Origin of the sequence: Paraburkholderia sp. J69-1 (assembly GCF_905220255.1) — a bacterium.
In the GTDB taxonomy this organism is placed as follows: Bacteria; Pseudomonadota; Gammaproteobacteria; order Burkholderiales; family Burkholderiaceae; genus Paraburkholderia.
In genome coordinates, this window is the sequence record NZ_CAJMZG010000009.1 from 350,147 (window position 1) to 370,509 (window position 20,363).

General features: G+C 62.1%; 26 protein-coding genes and 1 pseudogene. 21 read left to right on the top strand and 6 right to left on the bottom strand.

Annotated features, from left to right (window positions below; genetic code table 11):
* Position 1: 1 nt before the first annotated feature.
* From U5A67_RS18955 to U5A67_RS19050, 20 genes and pseudogenes are all read left to right on the top strand, one after another.
* On the top strand, positions 2-274 hold the full coding sequence (locus U5A67_RS18955; protein WP_321815681.1) for a phage holin family protein: 273 nt from the start codon (positions 2-4) through the stop codon (positions 272-274).
* Positions 271-1,077, top strand: a complete 807-nt coding sequence (locus U5A67_RS18960) for an N-acetylmuramidase family protein (RefSeq protein ID WP_321815682.1) — start codon at positions 271-273, stop codon at positions 1,075-1,077. The genes U5A67_RS18955 and U5A67_RS18960 overlap by 4 nt, the downstream gene beginning before the upstream one ends.
* On the top strand, positions 1,074-1,508 hold the full coding sequence (gene lysB, locus U5A67_RS18965; protein WP_321815683.1) for an Rz-like lysis system protein LysB: 435 nt from the start codon (positions 1,074-1,076) through the stop codon (positions 1,506-1,508). Before U5A67_RS18960 ends, lysB begins: the two co-directional genes overlap by 4 nt.
* Entirely contained in the window at positions 1,402-1,656 is a 255-nt protein-coding gene (lysC, locus tag U5A67_RS18970; RefSeq protein WP_321815684.1) for an Rz1-like lysis system protein LysC, read from the top strand. The genes lysB and lysC overlap by 107 nt, the downstream gene beginning before the upstream one ends.
* Entirely contained in the window at positions 1,649-2,113 is a 465-nt protein-coding gene (locus U5A67_RS18975) for a phage tail protein (protein WP_321815685.1), read from the top strand. The genes lysC and U5A67_RS18975 overlap by 8 nt, the downstream gene beginning before the upstream one ends.
* The gene (locus tag U5A67_RS18980) at positions 2,110-2,577 is read left to right on the top strand and encodes a phage virion morphogenesis protein (RefSeq protein ID WP_321815686.1); all 468 of its coding nucleotides are present in this window, start codon (positions 2,110-2,112) and stop codon (positions 2,575-2,577) included. The genes U5A67_RS18975 and U5A67_RS18980 overlap by 4 nt, the downstream gene beginning before the upstream one ends.
* A gap of 200 nt (positions 2,578-2,777) precedes the next feature.
* Positions 2,778-3,458 carry a hypothetical protein gene (locus U5A67_RS18985; RefSeq protein ID WP_321815687.1) on the top strand — a complete coding sequence of 227 codons (681 nt, stop codon included), beginning with the start codon at positions 2,778-2,780 and terminating at the stop codon, positions 3,456-3,458.
* Between the two features lie 176 nt (positions 3,459-3,634).
* Positions 3,635-4,330 (top strand): phage baseplate assembly protein V, encoded by a 696-nt coding sequence (locus U5A67_RS18990; RefSeq protein WP_321815688.1) that lies wholly within the window; start codon positions 3,635-3,637, stop codon positions 4,328-4,330.
* Positions 4,327-4,677, top strand: a complete 351-nt coding sequence (locus U5A67_RS18995) for a GPW/gp25 family protein (protein ID WP_321815689.1) — start codon at positions 4,327-4,329, stop codon at positions 4,675-4,677. Before U5A67_RS18990 ends, U5A67_RS18995 begins: the two co-directional genes overlap by 4 nt.
* Positions 4,674-5,585 carry a baseplate J/gp47 family protein gene (locus U5A67_RS19000; RefSeq protein WP_321815690.1) on the top strand — a complete coding sequence of 304 codons (912 nt, stop codon included), beginning with the start codon at positions 4,674-4,676 and terminating at the stop codon, positions 5,583-5,585. The genes U5A67_RS18995 and U5A67_RS19000 overlap by 4 nt, the downstream gene beginning before the upstream one ends.
* Positions 5,578-6,147, top strand: coding sequence for a phage tail protein I (locus tag U5A67_RS19005; RefSeq protein WP_321815691.1), 570 nt, complete (start codon positions 5,578-5,580; stop codon positions 6,145-6,147). The genes U5A67_RS19000 and U5A67_RS19005 overlap by 8 nt, the downstream gene beginning before the upstream one ends.
* On the top strand, positions 6,144-6,953 hold the full coding sequence (locus U5A67_RS19010; RefSeq protein WP_321815692.1) for a gp53-like domain-containing protein: 810 nt from the start codon (positions 6,144-6,146) through the stop codon (positions 6,951-6,953). Before U5A67_RS19005 ends, U5A67_RS19010 begins: the two co-directional genes overlap by 4 nt.
* A 47-nt stretch (positions 6,954-7,000) precedes the next feature.
* Positions 7,001-7,441, top strand: coding sequence for a phage tail assembly chaperone (locus tag U5A67_RS19015; protein ID WP_321815693.1), 441 nt, complete (start codon positions 7,001-7,003; stop codon positions 7,439-7,441).
* 40 nt (positions 7,442-7,481) lie between these two features.
* Positions 7,482-8,654, top strand: a complete 1,173-nt coding sequence (locus tag U5A67_RS19020) for a phage tail sheath protein (RefSeq protein ID WP_321815694.1) — start codon at positions 7,482-7,484, stop codon at positions 8,652-8,654.
* Positions 8,655-8,682: 28 nt separating this feature from the next.
* Positions 8,683-9,192 carry a phage major tail tube protein gene (locus U5A67_RS19025; RefSeq protein WP_321815695.1) on the top strand — a complete coding sequence of 170 codons (510 nt, stop codon included), beginning with the start codon at positions 8,683-8,685 and terminating at the stop codon, positions 9,190-9,192.
* A 70-nt stretch (positions 9,193-9,262) separates the two neighbouring features.
* On the top strand, positions 9,263-9,649 hold the full coding sequence (locus tag U5A67_RS19030) for a phage tail assembly protein (RefSeq protein ID WP_321815696.1): 387 nt from the start codon (positions 9,263-9,265) through the stop codon (positions 9,647-9,649).
* 8 nt (positions 9,650-9,657) lie between these two features.
* On the top strand, positions 9,658-9,789 hold the full coding sequence (locus tag U5A67_RS19035) for a GpE family phage tail protein (protein ID WP_321815697.1): 132 nt from the start codon (positions 9,658-9,660) through the stop codon (positions 9,787-9,789).
* Positions 9,782-12,439, top strand: a complete 2,658-nt coding sequence (locus U5A67_RS19040; RefSeq protein ID WP_321815698.1) for a hypothetical protein — start codon at positions 9,782-9,784, stop codon at positions 12,437-12,439. The genes U5A67_RS19035 and U5A67_RS19040 overlap by 8 nt, the downstream gene beginning before the upstream one ends.
* Before the next feature lie 28 nt (positions 12,440-12,467).
* A pseudogene (locus U5A67_RS19045) lies at positions 12,468-12,860 on the top strand (phage tail protein); the annotation flags it as partial.
* A gap of 308 nt (positions 12,861-13,168) precedes the next feature.
* Entirely contained in the window at positions 13,169-14,233 is a 1,065-nt protein-coding gene (locus tag U5A67_RS19050) for a phage late control D family protein (RefSeq protein ID WP_321815699.1), read from the top strand.
* Here the strand turns inward: U5A67_RS19050 and U5A67_RS19055 are convergent.
* Positions 14,223-14,750 (bottom strand): IS21 family transposase, encoded by a 528-nt coding sequence (locus U5A67_RS19055; protein WP_321815700.1) that lies wholly within the window; start codon positions 14,748-14,750, stop codon positions 14,223-14,225. The two genes, U5A67_RS19050 and U5A67_RS19055, sit on opposite strands and share 11 nt — an antisense overlap.
* A 243-nt stretch (positions 14,751-14,993) precedes the next feature.
* Here U5A67_RS19055 and U5A67_RS19060 point away from each other — a divergent pair, with 243 nt between their 5' ends.
* A complete protein-coding gene (locus tag U5A67_RS19060; RefSeq protein WP_321815701.1) occupies positions 14,994-16,043 on the top strand; it encodes a PDDEXK nuclease domain-containing protein in 1,050 nt (349 codons plus the stop codon).
* Positions 16,044-16,113: 70 nt separating this feature from the next.
* Here U5A67_RS19060 and U5A67_RS19065 read toward each other — a convergent pair whose 3' ends face one another.
* The 5 genes from U5A67_RS19065 to urtD form a co-directional block, all read right to left on the bottom strand.
* On the bottom strand, positions 16,114-17,139 hold the full coding sequence (locus U5A67_RS19065) for an aliphatic amidase (RefSeq protein WP_205980945.1): 1,026 nt from the start codon (positions 17,137-17,139) through the stop codon (positions 16,114-16,116).
* A 78-nt stretch (positions 17,140-17,217) separates the two neighbouring features.
* Positions 17,218-17,553 (bottom strand): FmdB family zinc ribbon protein, encoded by a 336-nt coding sequence (locus U5A67_RS19070; RefSeq protein WP_205980946.1) that lies wholly within the window; start codon positions 17,551-17,553, stop codon positions 17,218-17,220.
* A 30-nt stretch (positions 17,554-17,583) separates the two neighbouring features.
* Positions 17,584-18,822 carry a formamidase gene (gene fmdA / locus U5A67_RS19075; protein ID WP_321815702.1) on the bottom strand — a complete coding sequence of 413 codons (1,239 nt, stop codon included), beginning with the start codon at positions 18,820-18,822 and terminating at the stop codon, positions 17,584-17,586.
* Between the two features lie 61 nt (positions 18,823-18,883).
* Positions 18,884-19,573: an urea ABC transporter ATP-binding subunit UrtE gene (gene urtE, locus U5A67_RS19080; RefSeq protein WP_321815703.1), complete on the bottom strand. Its 690-nt coding sequence runs from the start codon at positions 19,571-19,573 to the stop codon at positions 18,884-18,886.
* 46 nt (positions 19,574-19,619) lie between these two features.
* A complete protein-coding gene (gene urtD, locus U5A67_RS19085; RefSeq protein ID WP_205980949.1) occupies positions 19,620-20,363 on the bottom strand; it encodes an urea ABC transporter ATP-binding protein UrtD in 744 nt (247 codons plus the stop codon).

Genomic DNA, 20,363 nt, shown 5'->3' on the forward strand with positions numbered 1-20,363 from the left:
CATGCACATCACGCTCGCCCTGATCGCGCTCGCTGCGCAGCTCGCGGCCGTCGCGTGCCTGCTGCTGTATCGCCGCAATGGCGCACGGCATCGTCATCACGTCTCGTGGGTCGCATGGTTGCTCGTTGTGGTGCTTGGCGGCTCGTCGATCGAACTCGCGCTCCATGCACGTGACGTGGGCCTGTTCGAAGCGGGCAAGGCGGTTTTGCTGGCCCTGTTTGTATTCACGTCGCGCGGCAACGTGGCGCGGCTTCTGCGGAGTGAACCCCGATGAAAACCCATGTGCTCGGCGACCACGGCGCCGACGTGGGCGTGCTGCAATCACGCCTGAAACGCGCGGGCTACACGCTCGATATCTCGCACGTCTATGACGCCGCCACCGAAGCGGCGATCGAAGACATCCAGACGAAAACGGGCCTCGTTGTCGACGGCATCGCCGGGCCGAAAACGCTCTCGGCGCTCGCGACCGGCCAGCGCGATCCGAAGCACCTGACCGACGCCGACCTCGTGCGCGCGGCCGACACGCTCGGCGTGCCGATCGCCTGCGTGCGGGCCGTCAACGAAGTTGAATCGAAGGGTTCGGGCTTCCTGCTAGGCGGCCGGCCGATCATCCTTTTCGAGCGCCACGTCTTCTGGCGACGGCTGAAGGCGCGCGGTATCGATCCGACGCCGCTCGCGGCGAAATACCCGAACATCGTCGCCGAAGTCTACGGCGGCTATCAGGGCGGCGCGGCTGAATACGCGCGGCTGGCAACGGCCGAGCTGATCGACCCGGCCGCCGCGTATGAGTCGGCGAGCTGGGGCGCGTTTCAGGTCATGGGCGAGCATTGGGAACGCCTGGGCTATGCCAGCGTCGACGATTTCGTGAGCCGCATGGAGAACGGCGAAGCCGACCAGCTCGACGCCTTCGTGCGCTACGTGGCGGCCGACGCAGGCCTCGTCGCGGCGCTCAAGGCGCGCAGGTGGGCGACCTTCGCAAAGGGCTACAACGGCGGCGACTACGCGCGCAATCTGTACGACGTGAAGCTCGCCCGCGCCTTCGAAAAATACAACGAACCCGCGAAGGCGGCCGCATGAATCCGCTTCTCGCGAAACTCATTGCGTGCGCAGTCGCTGGCGCAGTGCTGGTGGGAGGCGTGGTGTATGTCCGCGCACTGCGCGCCGACCTGGCCGACACGACGCACCAGCTCGACGACGCCCGCACTGCGATCGCGGGCCGGGACAAGACAATCGACGGCCTGCGTAAAAACGCGAGTGAGAAGGCGGGTCAACAGAAGCAGCTCGACACGTCGACGGGCACCGTAGCGACCAAGCTCGCGGCCGCGCGTCAGGAAATCCGAAAGGTCATCAATGAAAATCCGATCGTTCGCACGTGGGCCGATACTCCTTTGCCTGACGACGTTGTGCGCCTGTCACGTAGCGCCGCCGCAACCGGCGCCGACGCTTACCGTGCAGGAGTGTCAGACGATATCGCGCTGCACACTGCCCGCGATGGCGCCGACGACTAACGGCGCGCTGCGCGGCGCCCTCGAAACGGCCAGGGGCGCGTGGGCCATGTGTGCCGCCAAGGTCGACATGATCGTTGACTGTCAGGCGAAGGTGCAGGCGAAGATCGACGCGGAAACTGCGCAGGCCGAGAAGGGCGGCCATGATTAAGCCAGCGAGCCTGCGCACCGCGATCGTCGCGGCGCTGCCCGATCTGGCGACGAACCCGGAAAAGCTCACCGTCTACATTGATGCTGGGTCGATTGCGTCAACCAGCGCGCGCACGCCGTCGTTCGATTACAGCTATACGCTGAACATCCACGTGCTCGACTTTGCAGGCGATGCCGATCTGCTGTTCATTGCGATCGTCGAATGGGTTCGCCAGTTCCAGAATGACCTGACCTCGAATACGGATGAGCGCGAGCGCGGCATCACGTTCGAAATCGACATTCTCGACAATGCGCTGTCCGACGTGTCGATCAAGCTCGCGCTGACGGAAAGCGTCATCGTCAAGCAGGGCGCTGACGGCAAGCGCAACATTGCACACGTCGACGACTCGCAGATGCCGGCCGGGATCTACCTGACGGCTAACGCGGCCGACGCAGCAAAGACTGCGGCCACACCATGATGCACGATCTGCGCGCGCTCGAAACGTGGGCGACTGCGCTGCTCACGCAGCTCGCGCCGCCGGCACGCCGCAAGGTCATGACAGCCGTTGCGCGCGATCTACGCCGTAGCCAGCAAACCCGCATTGCCTCGCAGCAGAACCCGGACGGGACGGCTTACACGGCTCGCAAGGCGAAGCCAGCGAAGAACCTTCGCGGCAAGAGTGGCCGCATCAAGCATGCGGCGATGTTCGCCAGGCTGCGCACCGCGCGTTACCTCACGGTCGAAGCCACACCGGATGGCCTGGCTCTCGGGTTCACAGGACGCGTGGCTCGCATCGCCCGCGTTCACCAGCTCGGCGAGCTGGCGCCCGTTTCACCGGGCGGCCCCAACGCCCAATATCCCGCCCGCCGATTGCTCGGATTCACCGATGCCGATCGCGAACTGATCCGCGATCAGCTTCTGCATCACATTGCTAACGTGTAGCTGAAATGGAGGTAATCGATGCATTTTTCATATCCGATGTGGCGACATACAGGGTGGCTAGATGCGCCCAAAGAATACTGTCAGAACACCACATAGAATCGCCAGCAACCGTACCTATGACGGTGATCATCCTGGATGATTTTGAATTAGCAGATCGGTAGAATGTCGGCTCGCAGATTGAACCGCTACACAGGTGAAAAATGACACCAAAAGAATTAATTGAGCGTATAAGGTACGACCGCGAAGAAGACTATCAGGCGCGGGGGGTCACCATGTTGATCTTTTCCATCGTTGTCTTTCTTCCGATTGACGTATTTGCACTGAACCGCCCCTTCATCAGTGCATTGGCATACTCTATCGCCCTGGCAGCTTTGCTACTGGTTCCATTCACGATTGTCAGCTTGATCGACGGAAGCCTGAAATTTTCGAAGGGTTCTGGTCTTGTCCAGCATCTAATAAAATATCAATCGGCGATTTTGCAGGTTATCGCCGCAGGCGCGATGTATTACACGATAGGGGCAAGCATTTCAGATTTTTATCGCTACCTTAAGAGTCCCCTGTCAGGCCACACCCCTACCGCACTTGTCACCGCACTCATCACGCTAGGCGCAGGTGCTCTTCTGTTTTATATACGGTCAAAGTGGCGATTACTCTACGGGTTGACCGAAATCACCGTTGGTGTCATTGTCGCCAGCTATCGAGTAATTGATGCAGAAACACAGGCGTATCAGCACACAGAGTTCTACCTAGCGATTCTTACAGCGGGTGTATACCTCGTCGTGCGAGGCATGGATAACGTTCAGCAAGCGCAAAAAAAATCCCGAGATAATCGGGTCAGGAATGCAGCCGTTGAGATAGAGGCGGTCACGCCGCAGCAGTGAGTCGAACTGCGGTCACGATAAAAGAGATCCAGCCGTGCCTCAATGATAGACTCACTGGCAGCAATGGATCGATTGCGTCGCGGTACATCTAGTCATCACGAACATAGCTTTGTACCCAGCCGGATCACATATCTGACCGCTCGCCTCGCGCGAGCTCGCCCGGCAACATGGGCGGCATGGATGCCAACGAATTCCGCCGCCTTATCGTCAACCTGATCCGCAAGGGATCGGTGCTCGACGTCAACCTCACGAGCAACCCGCCGACGTGCCGCGTGTGCGTTGGCGATCCTGACGATACCGACAATCCCGGCCTGCAAACGAACTGGATTCCGTTTCTCTCGCTGCGCGCTGGCACAACACGCGAATGGAACCCGCCCACGAAGGGCGAACAGGTCATTCTCTTTTGCCCGATGGGCGACCCCGCGCAGGGTGTCGCGCTCGCCGGTCTGAACTCCGAAAACTTCCCCGCACCGAGCACCAGCGCCGGCAAGCACCTGCGCGTCTATCCCGACGACGCCGTGATCGAGTACGACCACGCCGCGCACGCGCTCACCGCCACGCTGCCCGATGGCGCAACCGTGCTGATCGTCGCGCCGGGCGCCGTGAACGTGCAGACGAAGAACGCGACCGTGCAGGCCGACGACATCACGCTCGACGCGAAGCAAACCACCGTAACAGGCGCGATGCTCGTCAAGGGCGCATTCGAATTCCAGTCCGGCATGACGGGCGCGAGCGGCGAGGGCGCCGGCGCCGTCATGAAGATCAAGGGCGACGCGGATTTCGATGGCGAAGTGAAATCGAAAGGCATCAGCCTGCCGCGCCACACGCACCGCGAACAGGGCGACGGCGAACTCGTGAGCGACCCGCAATGAAAGGCATGAACGCCACCACCGGCCGTGCGATTGTCGACCTCACGCATCTCTATCAGTCGATCGCGAAAATTCTGACGACGCCGCTCGTGTCGTGCGTGCAGCGCCGCACGTTTGGGTCCGAGCTGCCCGATCTTGTCGACGCCCCATTCAACGGCGCGACCCGCACGCGCCTTTATGCGGCCGTCGCCACTGCATTGATGAAGTGGGAGCCGCGCGTGACGCTCCAGCGCGTGCAGCTTTCCGTCGACGAAGACGGCGAACAGGTGATCGACCTCGAAGGCTTCACGACCGAATCGGGCGACGCCGTGCGCACGAGCGTGCCCCTCACGAACGGGAGCGCTACATGACGACCGCCAACCTGATCGACCTCGCGAGCCTGCCACTGCCTGACGTGCTCGAACTGCTCGACTTCGAAACGATCTACGCCCAGCGCAAGGCCGCGCTCGTGTCGCTTTGGCCCGCCGACGAACAGGCGGAAATCGCCGAGACCGTCGAACTCGAATCCGAACCGCTCGCGCGTCTGCTTCAGGAAAACAGTTATCGCGAGCTGGTATGGCGCCAGCGCGTCAACGACGCCGTGCGCGCCATCATGCTCGCCTTTGCCAAAGGAAACGACTTAGCGCAACGCGCGGCCCTGTTCGGCCTTCAACGCCTGATCGTCACGCCGGCCGACGACGCAAACAACATCACCGAAGTCGACGAAGACGACGACGATCTGCGCCTGCGCGTGCAGCTCGCGCCGCAGGGCTTCAGCGTCGCCGGGCCGGCGGCCGCCTACGAATCGAAGGCGCTGGCCGTCGACGGCCGCCTGCTCGATGCCACGGCCACGCGCCCACAACCGGGCGACGTGCTCGTGACGCTGCTCGCGCGCGACGGCGACGGCACGGTTGACGCCGATCTTTGTGCGGCTGTGGCCGAAGCCCTGAGCGCTGAAGATCAACGGCCGATGAATGACACGGTTGACGTTGCCTCTGCCGAAATCGTTCGCTATCGCATTTACGCGAAGTGCTACACGCGTTCGGCCGTGGGCGCCGACGTGCTGCTCGCACAGGCGAAGCTCAACGCGCAGGCCTACGCCGCCAAGCTTCGCCGCCTCGGCGTGGGCGTCGCCGAATCGGCCATCAAGGGCGTGTGTCAGGCCGCAGGCCTGACCAAAACCGAGCTGATCGAGCCGGCCGGCGACATTGCGATCGGTGCGACGCAGGCCTCGTACTGCACCGAAATCGTCATCGAATACGGCGGCATCTATGTCTGACCTGTTGCCGCCGAATGCGACCACGCTGGAGAAGCGCACAGCCGCCGCGCTCGCGGTCGTCGACAACCTGCCGACGATGGCCCGGGAATACTGGAACCCGGACACCTGCCCGGCCGTGCTGCTGCCGTACCTCGCCGCCGAAGTGTCGGTTGATGGCTGGGAACTCGCCGAATCGGACGAAGCGCGCCGCGCACTCATCAAAGGTGCAATTCAGCTCCACCAGAAGCGCGGCACGCCGTGGGCCGTGCGCGAAGTCATTCGCCGTCTTGGCTTTGGCGAAGTCGAAATCATTGAAGGGCGCCATGTGCGCCGCCGCGACGGCTCGGCCCGCTACAACGGCGACCACGCGCATGGTCGCGAGAACGGTCAATGGGCGCAGTACATCGTCAAGCTCGCGCAGGTCATTACGCGCGATCAGGGCGACACGCTCAAGGCCGTGCTGGAGCGGTACGCGCCGAAACGATCCGAGCTGTACCGGCTCGATTACACCGCAGCACCACTGCGCCGCAACGGCGTGGGCCGCTACGACGGCCAGTTCACGAGAGGGAGCATTGAGGCATGACCTATTTGACCGAATCGGCCGAGTGGGCCGAAGGCGTTCGCCAGTTCGAAACATCTGACCCGGTTGAAGGCGGCCCGGATGGTGTCGACAACATTCCGTTGAAGCAACTCACTAACCGCACGGTCTACCTGAAAGCCGCCGTAGAGAAAACGCAATCTGATCTGACTAACGCAACCCGGGCGGCGACCGAGAACGTTCAGGGCACGGCGAAGGCGGCGACGCAGGCGCAAGTTGACGCGGGCGCCGACGATGCCACGTTCGTCACGCCGAAGAAGCTCGGCGCATGGTCGAAGCCAGCGACGGAAACGGTCGCCGGCCTCTCGAAGGTTTCCACTCAGGCGATCGTCGACGCGGGCACCGACGACACCACGTTCGTCACACCGAAAAAGCTCGCCGCGTGGGCGAAGCAGGCAACCGAAACCGTGTTTGGCCTCGCGAAAGTTGCCACACAGACACAGACCAACGCGGGCACCGACGACGCCACGTTCGTCACACCGAAGAAGCTGCGCGCGGGTTTCGCGATCCAGCTCGGCGTAACTGGTTATCTCGCGTTTCCGACGTGGCTCGGCGGGCTGATTCTGCAATGGGGCGTCCTGTCCGATCAGTCCTGGGTCGCTAATACGTTTCGGACCATCAGTTTCCCGCTCTCCTTCCCGACGTCTGTATTCCAGCACGTCGCCACGATGTCGAACAGTGCGGGATCAACCGGATATGTCAACACAAATGGGGTATCGAACAGCCAGTTTCAGGTACTCGTTAGCTACTCTGGGGCCTGCACTGTCCGATGGATTGCTGTGGGCTATTGACCCCCACGCTGAGCACCGTTTCTCCCTTTTCTCGATTGGGTACTGGTATGAGCCAGAAATACGCAACCTATGACGCTGTCGGGGCAATCACCGGCTATTACGACGACGCACTGTGCATGCCCCCCGAAGGCGCGCAGTTCGTCAAACTCACGACTGACCAATACCGCGCCATGCTCGATGGCCAGAGCGTTGGCAAGCAGCCTGGCGTCGACGCGGGCGGCAATCCCGTGCTGCTCGATGCGCCCGCACCGAGCGGTGACGCGCTCGCCGAGCTGAAGCGGGCAGAGCGCAACGCGGCGATCACGGCCACCGACTGGATCGTTGCCCGCCATCAGGACGAACTGGCGCTCGGCGGCGCCACCACGCTCACGGCCGACCAATACACGACGCTGCTCGCCTATCGCAAGACACTGCGCGATCTGCCCGATGCAGCCGACTGGCCGAACGCCGAGCTGCCGGCCGCGCCAGATTTCGTGACGGCCCTGTAACGGCCGCATCCTTATCTCACCACCACCGGAGAATCAGAACATGGCGCAGGACTATCACCACGGCGTACGCGTGCTGGAAATCAATGAAGGCACGCGGCCGATCCGAACCGTGTCGACGGCCGTGCTCGGCCTTGTCGCCACGTCCGAAGATGCGGACGCAGCGACGTTCCCGCTCAACACACCCGTGCTGCTCACGAACGTCAATTCGGCGCTCGGCAAGGCGGGCACCAAGGGCACGCTCTACAAGGCACTGAAAGCAATCAGCCTGCAAACGAAGCCGGTCACGGTCGTCGTGCGCGTGGCCGAAGGCGCGGACGCTGCTGAAACGACCTCGAACGTGATCGGCACCGTGACGGCTGAAGGCAAATATACGGGTGCGATGGCGCTGCTCACCGCACAGACGAAATTCGGTGTGAAGCCGCGTATTCTCGGCGCGCCGTTTCTGGACACGCAGGCCGTGACAAACCAGCTCGCCACGATTGCGCAATCGCTGCGCGGCATGGTCTACGCCTTCGCCAGCGGCTGCAAGACCAAGGAAGAAGCCACGACGTACCGCAAGCAGTTCGGCCAGCGCGAAGTCATGGTGATCTGGCCGAATTTCACGGCATGGGATGACACGGCCAACGCCGATGTGGAATATCCGGCCGTCGCCTTCGCAATGGGTCTGCGCGCAAAGATCGACAACGATACGGGCTGGCATAAAACGCTCTCGAATGTCGTCGTGAACGGCGCCACCGGCATCACGGCCGACGTTTCGTGGGATCTCCAAGACCCGGCCACTGATGCGGGCTATCTGAACGAACAGCAGGTCACGACGCTGATTAATCGCGACGGCTATCGCTTCTGGGGTTCGCGCACCTGTACCGACGACACCAATTTCGCATTCGAGAACTACACGCGCACCGCGCAGGTGATCGCCGATTCGATCGCCGAAGCGCAGGCGATCAACGTCGACGGCCCGCTCAATCCCTCGCTGCCGCGTGACATTATCGAGAGCATCAATTCGAAGTTCCGCAGTTGGACCTCGCAGGGCTATCTGATCGGTGGTTCGTCGTGGTGGGATGCCGAGCCGAACACGACGGACGAACTCAAGTCCGGCGGCGCGTACATTGATTACGACTACACGCCCGTGCCGCCGCTCGAAAATCTCAAGCTGCGCCAGCGCATCACCGACCGCTATCTCGCCGACTTCGCGTCGCGCGTGACGGCGTAAGCCCGCACCGAAACAGGAGTCAATCGCTATGGCATTGCCGAGCAAACTGAAAGCGTTCAACCTTTTCCACAACGGCGAGAACTTCGTCGGCAAGGTGCCCGAAGTCACGCTGCCGAAGCTCACGCGCAAGACCGAGGACTATCAGGGCGGCGGCATGAGCGGCCCGATCAAGATCGATTTCGGGCAGGAGGCCATCCAGCTCGAATGGACGGCAGGCGGCCTCGTGAAATCCGTGCTCACGCAATACGGCGCGCTGAAACACGACGCCGTGCTGCTGCGCTTCGCGGGCGCCTACAAGGCCGAAGACTCGGACACCGCGGATTCCGTCGAAATTATCGTGCGCGGCCGTCATACGGAAATCGATTTCGGCAGTGCGAAGCCGAAAGACGACACGGCGTTCAAGATCACGACGGCGGCCAGCTATTACAAGCTGTCGATCAACAACGAAGACATCATCGAAATCGACTTCGTGAACATGATCGAGAAGATCAACGGCACCGATCTGTTGCAGGCCATTCGCACGGCGATCGGGCTGTAACGCACTGAAACTCACGCGCGGCCGCCACTTTTTCGCCGCGCCACTCGCACATTTTTTCCCATACTGAACCATGAAGACCAACACCCAAACCAGCAGCACGAACAATGTCTCGCAGTCCGAAAAATATGATGCCGTGCCGCGCGGCGCAGACACGACGGAAAAAGACCCGAACACGCTCACACTCGACACGCCGATCGTGCGCGGCAAGCAGACGATCGACACCATCACGTTGCGCAAACCACGCTCGGGTGAGCTGCGCGGCGCGTCGCTTTCCGACCTCGTGAATCTCGACGTGGGCGCGCTCTCGAAAGTGCTGCCGCGTATCAGTTCGCCCACGCTCACCGAGCACGATGTCGCGAACCTCGACCCGGCCGACCTCGTACAGCTCGGAGGGATTTTCATGGGTTTTTTGATGCCGAAGGCCATGAAAGCGAGCATGGCCTCCCAAATCGAGTAGAAGACGCCATGGCCGATATCGCAACGGTATTCGGCGGATGGACCCCGGCCGTCATGGATGAATTCGGCCTTGCGGAATTGATGGACTGGCGCGAGCGTGCGCGTGTGAGATGCGGAAACGGAAACGGAAACGATGGATAACGCCCTGAAACTTCGCGTCGTCTTCGATATGGTCGACCAGATGACGAAGCCCCTGAAAAACATTCTCGCCGGTAACAAGGGGCTGGCCAGCTCGCTCAAGGAAACGCGCCGCGAGCTGGCCGAAATGGGCAAGACTCAGAAGTCCGTCGCGCAATTTCGCGAAATGCGCACCGGCATCGAAGCCACCAGCACGAAACTGAACGACGCGACGGCTCACGTCAAAGAGCTGTCGCGTTCGCTGCGTTCAGTCGGGCCGCCGTCGCAGCAGATGACGGCCGAACTCGACAAGGCGCGGCAGGCGGCTTCGCGCCTGCGTTCCGAGCACAAGCAGCAGACCGCACAGTTACAGGAAATGCGTTCGCGCCTGTCGTCGGCCGGCGTCGACACGCGCAACCTCTCGCAGCACGAGCGCGAGCTGCGCACGAACATCGCCGCAGCCAATACGGCCATGGGCGAACAGATGCGCAGGCTCGAAGCACTGGGACAGCGCGAGAAGCGCGTCGCCAACGCGCGCAAAAGCATGCAGACCATGCAGGGCGTCGCTGGTTCGATGGCTGTGGCGGGTTACGCCGCGAAGGCGACTGGCACGCACATTCTCGGCGACATGCACGAATCGATCGACCAGGCGAAGAAGGTGCAGAACGAGCGCGGCCGCATCGGCGCGCTCGGCCTCGGCGATGAAGCCACCAAAGACGCCGAGAAGTACGCGCGCGCCATGAAAATGATCGGCGTGAGCACGTCCGACAACATGACGTTGATGCGCGATTCGATGTCGATTTTTGCTGACGAGCATCACGCGCAAATGGCGATGCCCGTGCTCGCGAAAATGAAGTTCGCGAACGAAGCCATGTTCGGCGGCGAAGAAGGCCACGAGAACGAAGAGAAGTTCATGAACATGCTCAAGGTCATTGAGCTGCGCGGTGGCACGAAAGACGAAGCGACGTTCAAGGGCGAAGCCGACAAGGTGCAGAAAGTGCTGTCGGCGACGGGCGGCCGGGTAGGGGGCGACGAGTGGCGCAACTTTATCCAGACCGGCAAGACGGCCGCGAAGCAAATGCGGCAGGACGCGTTCTATTACCAGATGGAGCCGCTTATTCAGGAAATGGGCGGCCACGCTGCGGGCACGGGCGTCGCGGCCGCGTATAGCAATCTCATGCAGGGCAAAACGACCGTGCGCGCGGCAAAGCGCATGGTCGAACTGGGCATCGTCGACAGGAAGAACGTGGAGTTCAACAAGATCGGCAACGTGAGCCGCATCAAGCCGGGCGCGCTGATTGAAAGCGAGCTTTACAAGGCCTCGCCGTTCGAATGGATGGAAAAGGTGCTGCTGCCCAAGCTCAAGGCGAAGGGCATCACCGACCAGAGCAAGATCCTCGATGAATTCGGCACCATCATGACGAACGGCAACGGGGCCAACCTGTTCGCCACGATGTACCTGCAACGCGCGCAGATTCACAAGAGCGAAAAGCTCAATCAGGGCGCCTACGGCATCGACCAGTTGCATTCACTGGCGAAGAAGCAGACCGAAGGCCGTGAGCTGGACGCGATGGCGAAAATGCGCGATCTGCAGCTCGAAATCGGCGAGCACGTCGCGCCGCTCTATAACGCGGCACTGGACAAGATCCGTATCACGCTCGGCGCGCTGATCGACCTCGCGCACAAGCACAGCACGACCGCCAAAATCATCCTGACCGTCGCGGCCGCGCTCGCGGCTGTGCTCGTTGTTGCGGGCACGCTCACGATCGCGCTCGCGGGCGTGCTCGGCCCGCTGGCCGTGGTGAAATTCAGCATGCAGATGCTCGGCATGCAGGGCGGCCTTCTGGTGCGCGCGCTTGGCATGGGCGCCAGTGCATTCCGGATGCTCGGCACGGCGATCATGTTCATGGGCCGCATGCTGCTGATGAATCCAATTGGCCTCGCCATCACGGCGATCGCGCTCGGCGCGTATCTGATCTATCGATACTGGGAGCCGTTCAAGGCGTTTTTTCGCGGGATCTGGACGGAGATTCGCACGGCGTTCGATGGCGGCATCAGCGGCATCAGTTCGCTGCTCGTGAACTGGAGTCCGATCGGCCTGCTGTATCGCGGCTTTGCGGCCGGCATGGCTTTGCTTGGCGTCGACATGCCAGCGAAGTTCACAGAATTCGGCGGCCACCTGATTTCGGGCCTCGTGAACGGCATCACGAACGGGCTGGGCGCCGTCAAGGATGCGATCGTGAACGTCGCCAGCTCGACGGTCGGATGGTTCAAGGAAAAGCTCGGCATTCATAGCCCCAGCCGTGTGTTTGGCGAACTCGGCGGCTTCATCGGGCAGGGCGCCGCGATCGGCATGGAGGGCGAGCAGGGGCGTGTCGCGAAAGCGGCAATGGGCCTCGCAACGGTCGCCGCCACGTCGTTCGGCGCACCGGGCTATGCCGGCGCGGCCGTGGCACCGCTCGTGCGGTCGACCGTGCCGATCGACACGCGCGCGCCGCTCACGAACCAGCCAGCGGCGGCGGCCGCCGCAAGCGGCGCGACGCCTTACGTCATTCACATTCACACGCAGGCCGGCGCCGATCCGCAGGCGATCGCGCGCGCCGTGGCCGCCGAGCTGGATCGCCGCGAGAACGCGAAGCGCTCGCGCATCGGTTCGAGCCTGTCCGATCGCTAACTGCGCACGCCTGGAGAAAAAGCCACCCATGATGATGTCGCTCGATCAATTCGTTTTCAGCCTGAAGACGGTGCCTTACCGGGAATTGCAACGCCAGCGCAACTGGAAGCATCGCACCAGCTCGCGCGTGGGCGTGCGCGACGCGAGCCAGTACACCGGCCCCGGCGACGACACGATCACGTTAAATGGCACGGTCGTGCCCGCCGAAGAATTCGGCTCGATCGCATCGCTTGACCAGCTCGCGAAAATGGGCGACACCGGCGACGCCTATGTGCTTGTCGACGGCACGGGCAACATCTACGGCGCCTATATCATCGACGGCCTGAACGAAACGCAGACGTATCCGATGGCCGACGGCACGCCGAAGAAGATCGATTTTGTGCTGACGCTCAAGCGCGTGGCCGACGAAACACTCGCCACGGCCGACAAGAGTGCGGAAACAAAGAGCAGTGCGAAACAACTACTGTCGCAGGCAACGGCCGTTGCGAAGGTGGGCGCGCAGATTGTCGACAACGTGAAAAACCTGTCGCTCAATACCGTCAAATCGGCGGCGATCGCAGCGGCCGCGACAGTTGCACCGGATATCGCAGAATCGGCGCTCAAAGGGCTGTCTTCGGCGAGCGGTATCACGCTGGACAAAGCCTTGAGCGCGGCAAAGACCATCAGCGAAAACACGGGCGAAGCCGTGAATTCGGCCGTCACCTATGTGCTCGAAAAGACGGGCGGAGCATGAGTGACAGGACCGAAATCATCACGCGCAAAGAGCCACAGGCCGATTACCGCATCACGCTCGACGGCCGCGACCTGTCGCGAATGATCGCACCGAGCCTCATCAGCCTGTCGATTTCCGAATCGCGCGCCGACGAAGCCGACACGCTCGACCTCGTGCTTGACGACTCGAAAAACACGTTCGCGATTCCGAAGCGCGGCGCCGCGATCAAGGTTGCAATCGGATGGGTCGGCGAAACGCTCGTCGACAAGGGTACGTTCACTGTTGACGAAGTGGAGCACAGCGGCGCGCCCGACATCATCACGATCCGGGCGCGCTCGGCGTCCATGACGGAAGCGATGCACGAGCGACGGGAACAGAGCTGGCATGCGCAGACGCTCGGCGCGATCGTGACCGCGATCGCCGGGCGTCACTCGCTGACGCCGGCCATAGCTGAAGTGCTGGCGAAGGTGGCCATTGCGCACATCGACCAGACGCACGAAAGCGACATGTCGTTTCTCACGCGCGTGGCGAAACGCTACGACGCAGTGATGAATGTGAAGGATCTGCGCCTGCTATTCATGCCGATCGGCACGGGCAAGACCGCAAGCGGCAAGACGCTCAGTGTGCTCAACCTCACGCGCAAGAGCGGCGACCAGCATCGTTATCACATCGCTCAGCGCGAGAGTTATGCGGGCGTTCGCGCGCATTACCATTCCAACGGGAAAGGCAAACGCAAGTCTGTCGTGATCGGCGGCGAGAGCAATCACAACATCAAGGTGCTGCCCGAAGACTATGCAACGGAAGCCGAAGCCCGCGCGGCCGCCGAAGCCGAGTTTGCGCGCACACAGCGTAGTCAGGCCACGCTCGATTACACGCTCGCGATCGGCCAGCCTGAAATCTTTCCGGAGCTGCCCGTGACAGTTTCCGGCTTCAAACCGGAAATTGACGAAACGCCGTGGCTGGTGAAATCAGCGCGGCACGAGCTAGGCGACGGCGGACTCATGACGACGCTCGCGCTTGAAGTGCGCGACGACCCGACAAGCGACAAGCATCGATCGCATTTCCGGGGCGTTACGTCGTAGAGCGGCGATAGGCAGGCGGTTCGAAAGATTGCAGCAGGCGCCCGGAGCGCCAAGATTTCGGCAGTTCAAGCGCGATGATGCGCCAGCGCGCCAACACCTCGTTAAAGCTGCCTTCCTGTTTGGCGCGGCGGATTTTGTCGACGACGTTCCAGCCGCGCACGTACAGCGCAAAGCTACGCTGGCTTGAGAGGAAATGCGGCGCATGCACGCCGACCCACGCCAGCATTTCGGCGGGCGGCACATCGGGTGCATTGGGATCGGGTTCGATGTTGGCCGTCACGCCAACTTCTTCGGCGTTGCTTTGATCGAGGACTTGCGGCGGCTCGGCCGCAGGCGGTCTGGTGAGCAACCGAAGCAGCTCGATGCGATGCCAGGGGATCGGCGCGCGGCCAGCGGCGTAGTTACGGACGGTTCGGGTGCAACAGCGAAGGATGTCGGCGATGCGTGCGATGGAAAGCCCGTCTGAAAGCGCGAGAAAGTCGGAAAGCTCGCCGTGACGGGGTGCAACAAGGGTCATGGAAATTACGACTCGTAAGGCGATGTAAGCAATTGTAAATAAATTTACAATTCTTCATACCAATGGTCGGAAATCCAGTTTCAGCTGGCCGCTTCAATTTGACATAATCTTAATTATCAACCGAAAATTCTGGGTTGAATGTTACAATCTCAGACCCGTATTGCTGGCATGGCGCCTCGTCTGCCAGTACGCTGTGCACGTGTTGCCCCTGATTTTCATAACCGCAGTCCGACCAAACCGCGCATGACCAACGAACCAGCCAATCCCGCCTGGGCCGAAGACTATCGCCATTGGCTCGCCGAGGTGAAACAGCGCGTCGAACATGCGCGCCAACGCGCCGTCGCCAGCGTGAATCGGGAATTGGTGACGCTGTACTGGCAAATCGGTCAGGACATTCTCGAGCGGCAATTGGCTCAAGGCTGGGGCGCCGGGGTTATCGACCGGCTGGCGCGCGATCTCAAGGCGGCGTTTCCCGACATGCGTGGATTCTCGCCACGCAACCTCAAGTACATGCGCGCGCTGGCTCAAGCGTTCCCGCAGCCGGAATTTGTGCAACAGCCCGTTGCACAATTGCCGTGGTCCCACGTCGTCACCTTGCTCGACAAGCTCGACGACGCGCCTTTGCGCCTCTGGTACGCCGCAAAATCCCTCGAACACGGCTGGTCGCGAAGCGTTCTGGTCATGCAGATCGAGACTGCGGCGCACTCGCGCGCGGGCAACGCTGTGACGAATTTCGCCGATCGCCTGCCGTCGCCGCAATCCGATCTCGCGCGGGACGCGCTGAAAGATCCGTACATCTTCGACTTTCTTGGCCTGACCGAAAGCGCGCAGGAACGCGACATCGAGCGCGCGCTCACGCAGCATATCACGCGCTTTCTGCTGGAACTGGGCGCCGGCTTCGCCTTCGTCGGGCGCCAGTACCGGCTGGAGATCGGCGGCGACGAGTTCTTCATCGACTTGCTGTTCTACCACCTGAAGCTGAGATGCTACGTGGTCGTCGAATTGAAAACGACGCCCTTCAAGCCGGAATACGCCGGGCAACTCAACTTTTATCTGTCCGCGATTGATGCGCAGGTGAAGGCCCCGGACGACCAGCCGACCATCGGGCTGCTGCTGTGCAAGGAGAAAAACCGGCTTGTGGCCGAATATGCCTTGCGAGGCATGGCCAAGCCGATGGGCGTGGCCGAATACCAGTTGATGCGCGAAGTGCCGCCGGCGATGGAAACAGGCCTCCCGACGATCGATCAGATCGAAGCCGAACTCCGTCCGGATTTTCCGGATTCGGCGAGCTAGTTCTCACCGGTCCACGGACGGTTAAGCGGAAGCGATCGACGTGCTCACGGTTCGATCGCGCGCTCAACACTCATTCGCCGTGCGGGATACCTTCGATCGGACATTCCGCGGTTCCGGGCGTCGCGCGCGTCAAGGCTTCGACGCTACGGCGTGTGCCCTCCGGGTCCTCGACCCAGCGCCGATAGAAACCAAACGGACAAGCCGCCACGCCGTTAGCGCCATCGCCGGAATTGATCGTGCCGGTATAGCCGCGATGCAGCAGCTTGTACAGATGGTTCTGCGACTGCATGTTGCGCCGCGCGTCGCGAATCATGCCGACAGACAACTCCGCGTATTGCACGCCCATTTCCTCTTCGCCGCATTCGCCGAGCGTGCGCCCATCAAAACCGACAATCGCGGAGTGGCCGAAGTACGAATACACGCCATCCCAACCCGTGGCGTTGGCCACGGCCACATAGGTGTTATTCATCCACGCCATGGCCTTCGCGACCATCACCTGCTGCTCCTTGGCCGGATACATATAGCCCTGGCAGCGCACGATCAATTCCGCGCCGTTCATCGCGCAGTCGCGCCAGATCTCCGGGTAGTTGCCGTCGTCGCAAATGATCAGGCTGATTTTGAGGCCCTTCGGCCCGTCCGTCACATAGGTGCGGTCGCCCGGATACCAGCCTTCTATCGGCGTCCACGGCATGATCTTGCGATACTTCTGCACGATCTCGCCGTGGTTGTCGATCAGCACGAGCGTGTTGTACGGCACCTTGCGCGGATGTTCCTCGTGGCGCTCGCCGGTGATCGAGAACACGCCCCACACGTTGGCCTTGCGGCACGCCGCCGCGAAAATGTCCGTCTCTTCGCCGGGTATCGTGGACGCCGTCTCGAACATCTCCTCGCGGTCGTACATGATGCCGTGCGTGGAATATTCGGGGAACACCACGAGATCCATGCCCGGCAAACCCCGCTTCATGCCGGTCACCATGTCGGCGATACGGCGCGCGTTGTCCAGCACCTCCGCTTTGGTGTGCAAACGCGGCATCTTGTAGTTGACTACCGCGACGCCCACGCAATCGCGGCTGCTCGAAATATCACCATGTCGCATGACGCTTTCTCCTTGAACGCGTTGATGCCGCGCGCAAAGTCCCCGGCCTTTGAGTGGCAGACTCGCGCGCGGCGCAACTCAGTGGCTGATCATCCAGGGCCGTCCCGCCGGCCGTTTGAGGCCGTCCGACGCCGCTCCGGCAAGCTTCGCCGCGCCGCCCGAACAGCAACTGCAACCGGCGCGATGACGCAGCGGCGGCCCGTCGCCAGACTGACGCGGCGCATGTGCAGCGCGCTCGTTGGTCGCGTGCGCGGCGCGGCTCGTGCCCGCCATCAAGGCCAGCGCGGGCGCGCCGATAACGCGGCCGCCCTCCTCGCCGCACGCGGGACAACGGCACGGCTTGTCGCGCTCGGCGATGCGGCGCATGACGGAGAATGGCCCGCAATTCGCGCACTCGAAGTCATAGATCGGCATGACAGCCTCCTTTTAAAAACATCCGCAGACTCAAGCCTTCGCGAGATCCGGCGAACACGGCAGATCCACGCCGCCCTTGATGTGCTGGATCGGGCCATCGGCGTTAGGGCGAATGTCGAAGTCGAAAATCTGCGTCGGCAGCCACAAGGTCGCGCAGGCATTCGGAATATCGACTACGCCGCTGATATGCCCCTGCACCGGCGCGCAGCCCAGCAGCGAATACGCCTGGGCGCCCGAATAGCCGAACTTCTTCAGATATTCGATGGCGTTCAGACACGCCTGGCGATACGCAGTGGTCACGTCGAGATAATGCTGACCACCCTGCTCGTCGACGGAAATGCCTTCGAAAATGAGGTAATCGTTGTAGTTGGGCGTGATCGGGCTGGGCTGGAATACGGGGTTGCGAATGCCGTATTTCGCCATGCCGCCCTTGATCAGATTCACGCGCATATGCACCCAGCCCGCCATTTCGATCGCGCCGCAGAAGGTGATCTCGCCGTCGCCCTGGCTGAAGTGCAGATCGCCGACCGATAGGCCCGCGCCATCCACGTAGACGGGGAAAAACACCTTCGAGCCGCGCGATAGATCCTTGATATCGCAATTGCCGCCATGCTCGCGCGGCGGCACCGTGCGCGCGCCCTGCGCGGCGGCTTTATCGCGCGCCTCGCCCGCGAGCTTGCCCATGTGCGCGGTGGCCGCGAACGGCGGATTCGCGAGCGGCGGCACACGCTCGGGCTCGGTCGCGATCAGCGCGGTTTCGCGCGCGTTCCAGGTCTCCAGCAGCTTCGGATCGGGCAGGCAACCGATCAGGCCCGGGTGAATCAGGCCTGCGAAATTCACGCCCGGAATATGGCGCGAACTCGTATAGACGCCGTGAAAATCCCAGATCGATTTTTGCGCGCTGGGGAAATGGTCGGTCAGAAAGCCGCCGCCGTTGGTCTTCGAAAAGAAGCCGTTGAAGCCCCACTGGCTATCGTCTTTCGCGCCGATGTCGAGCAGATCCACCACCAGCAGGTCGCCCGGCTCCGCGCCGTGCACGCCCACCGGGCCGGAGAGAAAATGCACGATCGACAGGTCGATGTCGCGCACGTCGTCGGCGCTGTCGTCGTTCTTGATGAAGCCGCCGGTCCAGTCGTAGGTTTCGAGGATGAAATCGTCGCCGGGCTTGACCCAGCAGGCCATCGGAATGTCGGGGTGCCAGCGGTTGTGCACCTGTTCGTTTTCGTAGGCCGACTGGTTCAGATCGACCTTGATGAGAGTCTCGGGCATTGCGTTCGCTCCTGGTTTCGCGGATTGACATACGGCGCGGCGCGCGAGAGCCGCGCCGCGCTCAGACGGAGAGGTATTCGCGGATGCGCTCGGTGTCGCCCGCATCGCGCGTGCTTTGGTGCACGAAGCGCCCGCCTTCGATCACGAAGAGCCGGTCGGCGACGTCGAGCGCAAAGCTCAACACCTGCTCCGAAACGACGATGGCGATATTGCGGCTCGTGCGAATCTGGTTGAGCGCGCGGGCGATGTCCTTGATGACGGACGGCTGAATGCCCTCGGTGGGCTCGTCGAGCAGCAGCACCTTCGGGTCGGTCGCGAGCGCGCGCGCAATCGCGAGTTGCTGCTGCTGGCCGCCCGAGAGATTGCCGCCCTTGCGCTTGCGCATGTCGAACAGCACGGGAAACAGCGCGTAAAGTTCGTCGGGCACGCGCTGGCTCTGTGCGTTTTCGAGGCCCGTCTGGATGTTTTCCTCGACGCTCAGCGAAGCGAAAATCTGCCGTCCCTGTGGCACATAGCCGATGCCGTTGGACACGCGGCGATAGCTCTCGTCCTTCGAAACGTCGGCGCCGCCCACGCGCACCGTGCCGCGGCTGGCGGGCAGCATGCCGATCAGCGCCTTGAACAGCGTCGTCTTGCCCATGCCGTTGCGGCCCATCACGGCCACGCTTTCGCCTTGCGCAACCGAAAAGCCGATGCCGTGCAGCACTTCGCTCTGCCCGTAGCTGACGACGAGATCGTCGACTTCCAGCATGATGTGTTCTCCGTGTTGTCGTTCGATGCTCAACTCAGTGGCCAATTCAGTGGCCCAGATAAACGTCGATCACGCGCGGATCGGCCTGCACCTGCGCCATCGGCCCTTCCGCGAGAATCTTGCCCTGATGCATGACCGTGACCTTGTGCGCGATTCGCTCGACGAAGGCCATGTCATGCTCGATCACGATCATCGAGCGGTTGCGGCAAATCCGGTCGAGCAGATCGGCCGTCAGTTCGCGCTCGCGCACGCTCATGCCTGCGATCGGTTCGTCGAGCATCAATAATTCGGGGTCCTGCATAAGCAGCATGCCAATTTCGAGCCACTGTTTCTGGCCGTGCGAAAGCAGCCCCGCTTCCATATCGAGCGACGCCGCCAGCCCGATCTCGTCGGCCACGGCGCGCACGCGGTCGGCCACTTCGGAGTCTTCGCGGTAAGCCAGCGCGCCGAACACGCTGCGTCCGCGCGGAAACGACACTTCCAGGTTCTGCGCCACGCTCAGGTTTTCGTAGATCGACGGCGTCTGGAACTTGCGGCCGATGCCTTTACGCACGCGGCGAAATTCCGCGAGATTGGTGATTTCCTCGTTGCGAAACTTGATGCTGCCCGCCGTTTCCTTCGTCTTGCCGCAGATGAGATCGAGCAGCGTGGTCTTGCCCGCGCCATTCGGGCCGATCACTACGCGCAGCTCGCCGCGTTCGAGATAGAGATTGAGCGCGTCGATCGCCTTGAAACCGTCGAACGACACGGTCAGGTCTTCGATCGCGAGCAGAAAGTCGGTATTGCTCAT